The sequence below is a fragment of the Pseudobutyrivibrio xylanivorans genome, assembly GCF_008935055.1.
GTDB lineage: Bacteria > Bacillota > Clostridia > Lachnospirales > Lachnospiraceae > Pseudobutyrivibrio > Pseudobutyrivibrio xylanivorans_A.
Genome location: NZ_CP043028.1, coordinates 913865 through 926116 on the forward strand (window position 1 = coordinate 913865; position 12252 = coordinate 926116).

10 protein-coding genes are annotated in these 12252 nt (G+C 39.1%); 3 read left to right on the top strand and 7 right to left on the bottom strand.

The features are described 5' to 3' along the window. Window positions 1–27 precede the first annotated feature (27 nt). Entirely contained in the window at window positions 28–234 is a 207-nt protein-coding gene (locus FXF36_RS04095; protein ID WP_090299570.1) for a DUF1858 domain-containing protein, read from the top strand. Between the two features lie 31 nt (window positions 235–265). Here the strand turns inward: FXF36_RS04095 and dnaB are convergent, their stop codons facing one another. From dnaB to FXF36_RS04110, 3 genes are read right to left on the bottom strand one after another with little or no spacing between them, the layout of a single operon-like run. After that, on the bottom strand, window positions 266–1615 hold the full coding sequence (dnaB, locus tag FXF36_RS04100; RefSeq protein WP_151622604.1) for a replicative DNA helicase: 1350 nt from the start codon (window positions 1613–1615) through the stop codon (window positions 266–268). A 14-nt stretch (window positions 1616–1629) separates the two neighbouring features. Further along, on the bottom strand, window positions 1630–2079 hold the full coding sequence (gene rplI, locus FXF36_RS04105; RefSeq protein ID WP_151622605.1) for a 50S ribosomal protein L9: 450 nt from the start codon (window positions 2077–2079) through the stop codon (window positions 1630–1632). Next, window positions 2076–4133, bottom strand: a complete 2058-nt coding sequence (locus tag FXF36_RS04110; RefSeq protein ID WP_151622606.1) for a GGDEF domain-containing protein — start codon at window positions 4131–4133, stop codon at window positions 2076–2078. The genes rplI and FXF36_RS04110 overlap by 4 nt, the downstream gene beginning before the upstream one ends. 274 nt (window positions 4134–4407) lie before the next feature. Between FXF36_RS04110 and FXF36_RS04115 the strand changes: the two genes are divergently transcribed. Both FXF36_RS04115 and FXF36_RS04120 read left to right on the top strand, forming a co-directional pair. Continuing rightward, a complete protein-coding gene (locus FXF36_RS04115; protein WP_151622607.1) occupies window positions 4408–5514 on the top strand; it encodes an ABC transporter ATP-binding protein in 1107 nt (368 codons plus the stop codon). Between the two features lie 62 nt (window positions 5515–5576). After that, on the top strand, window positions 5577–6470 hold the full coding sequence (locus tag FXF36_RS04120; protein ID WP_151622608.1) for a PucR family transcriptional regulator: 894 nt from the start codon (window positions 5577–5579) through the stop codon (window positions 6468–6470). A gap of 115 nt (window positions 6471–6585) precedes the next feature. Here FXF36_RS04120 and FXF36_RS04125 read toward each other — a convergent pair whose 3' ends face one another. From FXF36_RS04125 to FXF36_RS04140, 4 genes are all read right to left on the bottom strand, one after another. Beyond that, window positions 6586–7755, bottom strand: coding sequence for a galactokinase (locus FXF36_RS04125; RefSeq protein ID WP_151622609.1), 1170 nt, complete (start codon window positions 7753–7755; stop codon window positions 6586–6588). A gap of 2 nt (window positions 7756–7757) precedes the next feature. Further along, on the bottom strand, window positions 7758–8288 hold the full coding sequence (locus FXF36_RS04130; RefSeq protein ID WP_151622610.1) for a DUF6106 family protein: 531 nt from the start codon (window positions 8286–8288) through the stop codon (window positions 7758–7760). 62 nt (window positions 8289–8350) lie between these two features. After that, window positions 8351–11368: a beta-galactosidase, LacZ type gene (gene lacZ / locus FXF36_RS04135; RefSeq protein ID WP_151622611.1), complete on the bottom strand. Its 3018-nt coding sequence runs from the start codon at window positions 11366–11368 to the stop codon at window positions 8351–8353. A 57-nt stretch (window positions 11369–11425) separates the two neighbouring features. After that, a complete protein-coding gene (locus tag FXF36_RS04140) occupies window positions 11426–12238 on the bottom strand; it encodes a carbohydrate ABC transporter permease (RefSeq protein ID WP_151625667.1) in 813 nt (270 codons plus the stop codon). Window positions 12239–12252 lie beyond the last annotated feature (14 nt).

The window sequence follows — 12252 nt, forward strand, 5'->3', positions numbered from 1 at the left end:
AATTTTGTGAAAGGAAGGAATATAAAAATGGCAAGAGTTTCAAAGTCAACAATGATTGGCGAGCTCCTTCAGATTGATGCTGATGTAGCTCCTATTTTACTTAATATCGGTATGCACTGCCTTGGATGCCCATCATCACAGATGGAGACAATCGAGGAGGCAGCTATGGTACACGGTATTGATGCTGATGACCTCGTTGAAGAGATTAACACATTCTTAGATTCAAAAGCATAAAAAATGGCCTGCCTATGCAGGCCATTTTTTCTTATTCTTCTCTATTCGAGTACTGACTTCTATCTCTATTAGCAAATCTTGTGTATTCAGGAAGCCATGTAAGCTCGATGGTACCAATAGGACCATTACGCTGCTTGGCAACAATGATTTCTGATACACCCTTCATTTCCGAATCATGATTATAATAATCATCACGGTATATGAACATTACCACGTCTGCATCCTGCTCGATGGCTCCAGACTCACGCAAGTCAGACATCATAGGACGATGATCAGGTCTCTGCTCAACAGCTCGAGAAAGCTGTGACAGTGCAATAACTGGTACATTAAGCTCACGGGCCAAGCCCTTTAACGAACGTGAAATCTCCGAAATCTCCTGCTGTCTACTCTCTGACTTACCATTTCCAGACATAAGCTGTAGGTAGTCAATGATGATAATGGATAATCCCATTTCCATCTTGAATTTTCGACATTTACTCCTAAGCTCGCCTATTGATATACCTGGTGTATCATCGATAATAAGCTTTGAATTACCAATCTTTCCAGCACCTTCAATAAGGTTTTCCCAATCTGCCTCCTGAAGGTTACCTGTACGGAGCTTCTGCGCGTCTACTCTGGATTCCAGTGCAAACATACGGTTAACCAGCTGCTCCTTTGACATTTCCAGTGAGAATATTGCAGCACACAAATGCTCATGGATAGTAATGTGCTGTGCCAGGTTCAATACAAATGCTGTCTTACCCATTGAAGGACGAGCCGCAATCAATATAAGATCCGATGGTTGCAAGCCGGCAGTCTGTCTGTCCAAATCAATAAATCCAGTTGGTATTCCTGTAACAACACCCTTCTGCTTTGAAGCCTGCTCAATCTTTGCAATGGCATTCATTACAACCTGCTTGATTGGGACATAGTCTGTATTTCCTCTGTTCTGAACCAATGAGAAAATATCTCTCTCAGTCTGATTCAAAATAGAATCCACTTCTTCAGCGCCCTCAAAGCACATATTTTCAATATTTTGATTTACCTTGATAATGTTTCTAAGTATTGCCTTATCTTTAACGATATTGGCGTAATTCTTAGCATTTACTGTTGTTGGCACATTGAGGATAAGCTGCTGAATATACTCAATTGATGCCACTTCTGGAGAAACACCCTTTTCCTTAAGCTTGTTCTGAAGTGTAACCTCATCTACAGCTACGTTTGCATTGAACAGCTCTACTATGGCCTCAAAAATAATTCCATTCTGTTGATGATAAAAATCATCCTTTATTAGGATTTCCGAGCATTCGATAATTGTATCTCTATCAACAATCATTGAACCGATTACCGACTGCTCAGCCTCCAAGGAATTGGGCATCTGTCTGCGTATTACGTCATCCATAAGTAATTATTCCCCTATTTTCCCTCACTAACGTGAACTCTAAGTGTAGCTGTAACCTTTGGGTGAAGCTTAACCTTTACCTCATAGGTACCAAGTGCTCTGATTGGATCTTCTAATACAATCTTTTTCTTGTCAATTTCCTTGCCGTACTGCTTCTTTGCAGCTTCAGCAATTTCCTTTGTTGAAACTGAACCGAAAGTTCTTCCACCTTCGCCGGTCTTAATTGTAGTCTCAACCTTCCACTCTTCGATTTCGTTGCCAAATGCAACGGCTGCCTCGTAATTTTCCTGCGCAACCTTTTCATCGTGCTTATTTTGGAGCTTTAAATCATTGAGAGCTGCATTTGTAGCCTCTACACCAAGCTTTTTCTTAAAGAGCATGTTGCGTGCGTAGCCTTCGCTAACTTCAACAACCTCTCCCTTCTTTCCAAGTGATTTTACATCCTGAAGTAATATTACCTTCATAGTCTGATTTCTCCTTCTTCTAGCATTTTATCAATAGTCTCTTCCAAATCCTTATGCACTTCTTCAAGAGTTCTGTTTTGAATCTGTGCACCGGCGATATTAACATGTCCACCGCCTCCAAGGCGTATCATTATGCTCTGAACATCGATTTCATCGATTGAACGAGAGCTAATGTAAATCTTGTCCATAAACTTTGTAAGAACAAAGGACGCCTTTATTCCTACAATATTGAGAAGTTCATTTGCAGCCTGAGCTCCAATGACTGTTGGTGATTCAAGCTGTCCATCTGGCTCGCACTCTGAAATTGCGAATGCTCCTCGATAAGTCTTAGCATTTCTCACCACCTCAGCTCTAGCCTTATAGGTCTCCATGTTTTCACGAAGCATCTTACGAACTCGTGTAACCTCTGCACCGTTTCTTCTAAGAAATGCCGCAGCTTCAAAAGTTCTGACACCAGTCTTTGTCATGAAGTTGTTGGTATCAATAAGGATACCAGCGTATATAGCATCTGCTTCTGTAGAATTAATATTAATCTTTTCAGCAAAATACTGAAGAACTTCTGCAATCATCTCACAGGCTGATGATGCATAAGGCTCAATGTAGGAAAGAATTGGGTTTTCAATAATTTCCTCAACCTGACGATGATGATCAATTACGACAATGTTTTTATTCTTATATAAGAGTGCAGGACACTCAACATAGCTTGGTCGGTTTGTATCAACAACCATGATAAGTGTATTGTCGTTACAAAGATTAATTGCCTGCTCACTTGTGATGAACATATCATCAGGATATTCATCCTTTTCTGTGAAACTTTCAACAACTGGCCTCATGGAGCTTGTAATTGTGTCGATAACGATATTTACTGGCTTTCCAATTTCACGTCCTGCACAAAATACACCAACTGATGTACCTATACAATCTGCATCTGAAAGATTGTGTCCCATAACGATTATTCTGTCTCGGGACTCCATAATCTCACGAAGAGCCTGTGCTTTTACACGGGCCTTTACACGAGTGGTTCTCTCAACTTCCTTGCCATGTGTTCCGTAATAAGAAACGTTCTGCCCATTTTTTACAACAACCTGGCAACCGCCACGTGCAAGAGCAAGATCGATAGCCATGTGGGCATACTGCGCTTTCTGTGCGTAACTGTCACTTCCAAGACCTACACCAATGCTGACTGTAATGTCTCTGTCGTTGCCCATTTTTATAGTAGTAATATCCTCTACAATAGAGAATTTATCTTTCTCAAAAGCATCCAGATATTTCCTTTGGAAAGCTATTAAATACTTATCCTTCTCGAGACGGCGAACTATTGCATCACCTTCTCCAAAATACTTGTTAATCTTTCGATCTAAAAGTGCCAATAGCATTGAGCGCTTTGCATTTTCAACCTGCTCAAACACTTCATCATAATTATCAATATAAAGTAATGCCATGACCATAGCCTGGTCATTAATCTTTGCCTTTGTTTCCTGAACATCAGTCTCGTCAAAGAGAATAATTGCAACAAGTCCATCTGCACTTCCATCAAGGCTAGCAATCATTCTGCTACCTGAAAGTGGTTCTGTCATATCAAGACGTTGAAGGCTTGCAAGATATTTTCTTTCATTATACTCAATGTGAATATCAAAGCTGTCATCCTTGGCATGGTCGATACCCTCTCGAGTAATTTCTGGGAAAATTGTAGTAATTGATTTGTTGTAAGTCTTATTTTTCTCAACAAGCTTTCTAAACTCCTCGTTCATCCACATGATTCGTCCTGTGGAATCCAAAAGTACATAAGGAAGTCTGAAATTCTTAATCAATTCCTTCTGCACAGTGCCATAATGTACTGCATATTCAATTATTGTGTTTTTAAATGCTTTGAGATTTGCTCTGTAATAGATATAAGCGACTATCCCGTAAATAAGCACAAAAATAGTCATCACTCCGGCAATTCGGGTGTTTACAAAGCCAACGACGATACATCCTATTAAAAATATAATTAGCATGTATAGAGGGAATCTTAGATATCTCTTCAACCGATTCCTATATTTTAATGCTTCCATATGAAAATTCTCCCGATTTCAAAAAATCATCCTTTGGACAATATTATATCACAACACCTCTTGATATATGCTATTTATTCTTGAAGTATAGGCTATTTGTTCAATTATCTTTGATCCAAATTGTGCACTTCTGCCAATGGGTTGGTAAAATAACGAAAGCTTTTTGTATTTTTTGGTTATTCTAACATTGTTCACAATTTCTTCATTTTCTATAATCGTTATTAGTTAAGGGGTGACCCGAATTTTTACAAAATAAAAGAGAGGATATTTTATTATGGCAGACATTGTATTAAAAGACATTAACAAGAAATACCCAAACGGTTTCCACGCTGTAAAGGATTTCAATCTTGACATTAAGGACAAGGAGTTCATCATCTTCGTAGGTCCTTCAGGTTGTGGTAAGTCTACAACACTTCGTATGATCGCTGGTCTTGAGGAGATTTCTTCTGGTGAGCTTCTCATCGATGGAAAGCTTATGAACGACGTAGAGCCAAAGGACAGAGATATCGCAATGGTATTCCAGAACTACGCTCTTTATCCACATATGACAGTTTACGATAACATGGCATTCGGACTTAAGCTCCGCAAGGTACCAAAGGACGAAATCGATAAGAAGGTTCGTGAGGCAGCTAGAATCCTTGACCTTGAGAAGCTTCTTGACAGAAAGCCAAAGGCTCTTTCAGGTGGTCAGAGACAGCGTGTTGCTATGGGTCGTGCAATCGTTCGTAATCCTAAGGTATTCCTTATGGATGAGCCTCTTTCAAACCTTGATGCAAAGCTTCGTGTTCAGATGAGAACAGAGATTTCTAAGCTTCATGATTCACTTGGAGCTACAATGATTTACGTTACACACGATCAGACAGAGGCTATGACACTTGGTACAAGAATCGTTGTTATGAAGGACGGTGTTGTTCAGCAGATCGATACACCAGCTAACCTTTACCAGAAGCCTTGCAACCTCTTCGTTGCTGGATTCATTGGATCACCACAGATGAACTTCCTTGAGGGAACACTTAATGCTGATTGCACAGCTATCCAGGTTAACGGTGCAAGCCTTCAGGTTCCACCTGCAAAGGCAAAGACTCTTTCAGAGAAGAACTACGGTGGAAAGACAGTTATCCTTGGTATCCGTCCAGAGGATATTCACGATTCACAGATTTTCGTTGATACACAGGCTTCTTCAGTTATCGAGGCTAAGATTTCTGTATACGAGCTTCTTGGTGCAGAGGTTTACTTATACTTTGATTATGCTGGTACACAGGTTACAGCAAGAGTTGACCCACGTACAACAGCTAGAGGTGGCGACACAGTTAAGTTTGCTCTTGATATGGAGAAGGCTCATTTCTTCGATAAGGATACAGAGCTTACAATTGCAAACTAATTGCAAACCTGTAATTATTGATTTAAGATGGAGGTATCTTTTTGAAAGGTACCTCTTTTTTTATGGATTTTAATAGTAAAAAAGAAAAACTACTAGAACAATTAAATAAAGCAACTGGAATTAATTTTGATATAACGGACTCTTCACTTTCCGAAGAAGAAACCATCAATAAACTAAAAGAACTGGTTGTCCATTTTAATGTAATTGATTCTAAAACAGGCTTATACAGGCTCTATCTTACTGGTGAGCTGGCATATTCTGATGCTGTTTCATCCCTTAGCAGATTTCACATTGAGGAAAATATTCCAAGACAAGTTTTCTATATGGAAAGTCATCAAAGCTACACTAAAGAATCTGTTTCGCTTCTTAAGAGTATGCTTCCGGAATCCCACGATGTTGTTATTGAATTAGATGCTAAGCACTTGATTGTTATCCTTAATTATCAGATTACTCCTAATGAGGAAAGCGTGAAGCAAAATGCCAATCAGTTCCTTGATATGTTGGAAGCAGAAGCCTTTACTTCATTTAAACTAAGCTATTGCAGTCCTGTTGAGAGCTTTAAAGAAATGCCTCAGGCGTATAAATCAGCTGTTCTTGCAATGCAGATTGGAAAGACTTTCCAGCATAACTATCGAATCTATGATTATGAATCATTAGGCCTTGGCCGTTTGCTATTTAATGTGCCAAGAACTGAAGTAGAAACCTACATAGAAAGACATATTAAGGCTGATATTCTCTCGCAAATTGATGAAGAAACCCTGAATTTATTAGATTCTTTCTTTGAAAATGATTTATCACTTGCTGAAACAAGCCGTAAGATGTTTATTCACAGAAATACACTTATATATAGACTTGATAAGTTCGCAGACTTAACAGGATATGATGTAAGAAAATTCAGTGATGCCATCACTGTAAAAATTTCATTGATGCTATATAACTATATAAAATCACAATAAAAAATAAGAGCTGGTTACGGCTACAAGCTTTAGTGTTTCTATGCTCAGCTAACAATGCTTCGCTTAAGAAACCTAAAAGCTTGTCACCTACCAGCTCCCTTTATATTATATATCACTATGAAAGACGACGAGCGCCATCGCCAATATCTACTACGTAGAATTCAGCGTCTAAATCAAACTTCTTTTTGTATGCCTTACCTACAACTTCCTTGAAGTTTTCTACAGCATCATTCTCTACGATTGCAACTGTGCAGCCACCAAATCCGCCGCCAGTGATACGAGCGCCAATAACTCCTGGTACACTCCACTCAGTCTCCACAAGAAAATCAACCTCCTCACAAGAAACTTCGTAATCATCACGAAGCGATACATGGCTGGCATTCATAAGCTCACCAAATTTCTTGATATCGTTATTGTTGAGGGCTTCTACAGCTGTGATGGTACGCTGATTCTCAGCTACAGCATGCTTTGCACGACGATAGCAAACCTCATCCTTAATAGCGCTTCCATACTTTTCAAATTCCTCGTTTGTAAGCTCTCCAAGCTCATTGATACCGCATACAGTCTGAAGATCTTTAAGTGCCTGTGAGCTCTCATTTCTTCTATCGTTGTAAGCACTGTCTACTAGTGAATGCTTAACCTTTGAATTTGTGATAACAATCTTAGCATTTGGAAGCTTAACTGATGCATATTTATAGGATAAATCTGCACAGTCAAGGAAAATGGCGTGGTCTTTTTGTCCCATAGCAACCGCAAACTGGTCCATTATACCGCAATTACATCCATTAAAATTGTTCTCTGAGTACTGTCCGATAAGGGCAAGCTCTGTCATAGTCTTCTCAAGACCAAAAATATCATTGAGTGCTGTACCTGTAAGTACCTCTAAAGAGGCAGATGAGGAAAGGCCTGAGCCATTAGGAATATTGCCCCAAACAGCCATTTCAAATCCTGATTTAATTTCAGAGTCTTTCTCTTTCAGAGCCCAAACCACACCAAGTGGATAGTTTGCCCAGTGATATGCATCCTTATTTGTGAGGTCATCAAGACTGCTCTCGATTACTCCTACACTTTCAAGATTTGCTGAATATAGCTTGATTACTCTATCTTCTCTCTTTCTTGCTACTGCGTAAGTTCCAATTGTGAGAGCGCATGGAAATACATGGCCTCCGTTGTAATCAGTATGCTCGCCGATAAGATTAACACGGCCTGGAGCAAAGTATGTGCGAATGTCTCCACCCTCACCAAATTTCTCTTCGAATATAACTTTTAGTTCTTTTTCGTTCATTTTTAACCTCTATAAATATCTCTCTTATTGTATCTAGACATGGCGTCCAATAATTTATCAGAAGGCGAGAAAACAACCTTAAAATCGTAGCCTTTTTCCTCGTTATGAGCTACTAAGATGTAATCTTTTATCTCTTCATCATGGGCACTGCAGTCATATGTTTTAAGCTTAACATGATCATACTTTAAAGATTCATTTGTTCCCACTGCAGCAACCATCTTTAATTGTGCAGATTCGACTGTTAAAAGCTCTTTTCTTTTTGAATTATCAATTATCTTTGCAATTGAAAGGCTTCCATTTGTGTAATCGTACTCGTACTCTACATTTTTATTGTTAACAATTAAAAATAAATCAATGAGCATTAATACAATAAATGCGATAAGAAAAATGTACTTTAAATGATTATTCATAACAGTGAATGAGCCTAAAGAAACTAGGCACATTGCCATTAGCCCAAGTTTTCTATTTCGCTCCTGAGCTGTCTCAATTACCTTTACCGCCTCTTCTACAAAAGTATCATTTGATTCAAACATAATTCGTCCCTCCATATAAACAATTGCCGACTGTTACAATAACAGTCGACAATTATTATATCTTAGATTCCCCTAAAACTAAAGGATATTTGCATTTCGCGGCTATTATCGAGCATGAATTCTGGATGTGTTTTTGCGCCCCAGGTATCGTCTCCTGCAACACCCATTTGCTTGCCCACTCTGACATGTGTGAAATGGGATTTAGGTAACTCTGTATGATGCATAGCCTCATCAATTTCATGTGCTGTATATGGAAGTGCTGAAAAACCAAGCTCTCCTGGGAAGAATAACACTCCATCGCCCTTATCATCTGTAAGAGATGCGTATCGTACCTCCTGATGATTTCCACATTCCTGTGGCACAAGGTTCTTTGTCATATTATCCTCGACCTTATTTCTGTATACTCCAAGCTTTGCATGATTTCTATCGTTATAAGTTTCCTCCGGACCCTTGCCATACCATTCAAGATTTGAAAGGCTTCTATCCAGTGCAAATGCCATTGAAAGCTCTGGAATTTCACCAATTTCATCTGACTTTGGTAATTTCAGCGTGCAATCAATCAGTCCATCTGCATGAACCATGTACTCAACTCTGCATTTTCCTGCTGGTCTAGTAGGAAGATGATAAGTATATGTAACCTTTACTACATCCTCTTTAACGTCAATCTCTGGATTCTCGTTAATGTTTTCATCCATCACTGATGTTGAAAGATACTTGCTGGCAAGCTTCCACTGTCCTGCTCTGAATGGCAGCTGATTAGCAATATCATTTTCAGTCATTGGTCTCCAGAAATTAGGAAGAACAAATCTCTTTAAAAGCTCCTTGCTATGGTATTTATAAGAGCTAAGGCCCTTCTGGTAAACAAACAATACTTCAAAATCCTCACCCTTTACTCCCACATTGTGGAAACCAGTTGTCACCTTAAGAGGCTGCTTGCGCCCTCTCTCATAAGTGAAATGACCAACAGTTGCCTGTCCATAAGCGACTTCATGTCCCTTTCTAGCCCAAAGTGTATCCTCAGAAAGTACAAATGAAATTGTTACCACATATTCGTTATCCTTTGGAAGCTCAAGTTCAAGCTCATAATCAATACTCTCGAGAGGGGGACAGTCAATTGTAAGCTCCTCCTCTGCTATTATCTCACCTATCTTTTCAACTGTAAGAATTGCTGTGTACTCATTAGTATTTGTAAACAGATTTCTGTTCTCGATATGAGCCTTTCCTTCTTCTATTGTTATTTTGATATTCTGATAATCGTACTTTACTTCCTGCATCTTAGGACTTGGTACTCTGCCCTTGCTATAGCAGATACCATCGCCTGAAAAGCTACCATCGTTTGGTCTATCATCAAAATCACCGCCGTAGCCCTCGAATTCTACGCCATAGCAGTCTTTTGTTGTAATAGCCTGATCAATATAATCCCAAATAAATCCGCCTTGGAATAATGGCTCTTCATAGGCAAGTTCTGTGTATTTAAACATTGCCCCCAGTGAATTTCCCATTGCATGCATGTACTCGCAATTTATATATGGCTTATCACGATGTACTTTAAGCCATTCCTTGATATCTGCCACCTTAGCATACATGGTAGATTCCATATCAGATAAATCAACACGTCTATCGTTAAATACACCCTCATAATGAACCAAACGGCCATTGTCCCACTCATGGAACTTATCCTGCATCTTACGAAGGTTTGAACCTCCAAAGCTTTCATTTCCAAGTGACCAAATCAGGATACATGGGTGATTCTTGTCACGTTCAAACATACTGTGAGCTCTGTCAATCACGTTGTCTGTATATTCTGGTCTATCTCCAGGAACCGCATAACTATTATCCTTACGCTTACTAAAAAGAATAGGAATCTGCCATGTTCCGTGGGTCTCAAGGTTTGTCTCATCAATTACATATAATCCGAAAATATCACATAATCTGTAAAATACAGTCTGATTTGGATAGTGGCTTGTACGTATTGCATTTATATTATTCTTTTTGATGGTGATAATATCCTGAAGGATTTCTTCCTCAGATAAAACACGACCTGTGGATGATGAGAATTCGTGACGATTTACACCCTTGAAAACAATTCGTTTTCCATTAATGTGCATCATGCCATCCTTCATCTCAAAGCGTCTAAATCCAACCTTTTCTTTTATGACTTCAGTCAAACGCCCAGTCTCACCAAAAACGTTAAGCTGTAAATCAAAAAGATAAGGATTCTCTGCACTCCAAAGCTTTGGTGCCTTGATTGGCATTTCCATGTGATTTTTGCCTTCTGTTACGTTTACCTTGTTAAGGATATCTGCATCATCATCAGACAAAATCATCTGAACAAGTCCGTTTCCAACTACGTCCATATCAATTACAAGAGTAGCATCCTTGTAGTCATCATCCAACAATGTTTGGATTCGCAAATCTCTAATATGTGTTGCAGGAATGGTATATAGATATACTTCTCTAAAAATGCCTGAAAATCTAAAGAAATCCTGATCCTCACACCAGCTACCTGAGGTCCATTTAAACACTTGTACTGCCAGCTTGTTTTCTCCTTCCTTGATGAATGGAGTCAAATCAAACTCTGATGGTGTAAAAGAATCCTCACTATAACCTACATACTTTCCATTAAGCCAAAGAGCAAATCCGCTTTCAACACCCTGGAACGAAATGTAAACAGGGCCTTTCTTCATGAATTCTGGTACTTCAAAATATTTTACATAATTACCAACTGGATTCTCCTCTGTAGGAATATCCCCTGGCTCAAGGTCCTCGTGACCATCCCAAGGATACTGGGTGTTCACATACATTATTTTATCGTAGCCCTCCATCTGAATATGGGCAGGTACCTTTATATCATTCCAGCTACGGCAATCTCTATCCTCTTCATAAAAGGTCTTATCGCAGCTTTCATAATTCTTTGCAAATTCAAACTTCCACATTCCATTCAATGAATGCTTGAAGCTAGACTTCTCCCCGTATGTATAACCTTCACCGTCATAAAATTCGTGGTCTGAATGTGCTTCTAATCTATTCTGTTGAAAAATCGTTGGGTCCTTTACTATTGCATAGTTAAATTCAGACATATCATTTCCCCTTTATTTTACTTGAGGGCAGGTCTCCCTGCCCTCAATATAGTCTTATTACTTGACTGAACCTGTAATACCTTCTGCGAACTGCTTCTGTAATACGAAGAATACAATCATTGTAGGAAGTGAGCAGAACAATACGCCAAGCATTGTCATACCGTAATCTACTGTGTAACCACTAGAAATATTTGCGATAAACATTGGCATTGTCTGTGCTCTATTGTCACTCATTACTACCTTTGGCCACATATATGCATTCCAAGCGTTCATGAATGTAATAACTGCTGCTGCAGCATAAATTGATTTCTGAATTGGAACATACATCTTGAAAAAGATTTTCCATTCAGGAAGTCCATCAATACGTGCTGCCTCCATGATGTCAGGTGGGAAATTACGAGAATTCTGTCTGAACATCATAATCATAAATGGTGTCGAAATACCAGGAAGGATGAAAGCCCAAACTGTATTGAGGAGCTTTGCCTTTGAAACCAAACCATACAATGGAACCATAGTTGCAACTGCTGGTACCATCATTGCAAGAAGAAGGATTCCAAAAAGTCTGTCCTTGCCCTTGTCATGATAAAGCTCAAAACCATAACCTGCTATTGAACATACAAAAAGTGTAAATACTGTCTGCACAATTGAGTAGAGGAATGAATTTCCCATACTGCTCCAGAGTGTTCCCTGTACAGCTGCCTTAAGGTGCTCGAAATTGACCATAAGCTGATTTCCAAATGCTATTGAACCTCTTGCAACTGAAACTGTGTCATTTGTTGCTGCTGCGAACATCCAGTAAAGTGGAAATACCGAAATGAGTGAGCAGATTGTAAGAAATATATATGTAGGGATAAGCCTACGCTGAATCATTGATTTATTCTTTT

Bases quoted from the DNA above. Each gene is read 5' to 3' on its own strand.
- FXF36_RS04095 (WP_090299570.1), top strand. From the start codon at position 28: ATGGCAAGAGTTTCAAAGTCAACAATGATTGGCGAGCTCCTTCAGATT.
- dnaB (WP_151622604.1), bottom strand. From the start codon at position 1,615: ATGGATGACGTAATACGCAGACAGATGCCCAATTCCTTGGAGGCTGAG.
- rplI (WP_151622605.1), bottom strand. From the start codon at position 2,079: ATGAAGGTAATATTACTTCAGGATGTAAAATCACTTGGAAAGAAGGGA.
- FXF36_RS04110 (WP_151622606.1), bottom strand. From the start codon at position 4,133: ATGGAAGCATTAAAATATAGGAATCGGTTGAAGAGATATCTAAGATTC.
- FXF36_RS04115 (WP_151622607.1), top strand. From the start codon at position 4,408: ATGGCAGACATTGTATTAAAAGACATTAACAAGAAATACCCAAACGGT.
- FXF36_RS04120 (WP_151622608.1), top strand. From the start codon at position 5,577: ATGGATTTTAATAGTAAAAAAGAAAAACTACTAGAACAATTAAATAAA.
- FXF36_RS04125 (WP_151622609.1), bottom strand. From the start codon at position 7,755: ATGAACGAAAAAGAACTAAAAGTTATATTCGAAGAGAAATTTGGTGAG.
- FXF36_RS04130 (WP_151622610.1), bottom strand. From the start codon at position 8,288: ATGTTTGAATCAAATGATACTTTTGTAGAAGAGGCGGTAAAGGTAATT.
- lacZ (WP_151622611.1), bottom strand. From the start codon at position 11,368: ATGTCTGAATTTAACTATGCAATAGTAAAGGACCCAACGATTTTTCAA.
- FXF36_RS04140 (WP_151625667.1), bottom strand. From the start codon at position 12,238: ATGATTCAGCGTAGGCTTATCCCTACATATATATTTCTTACAATCTGC.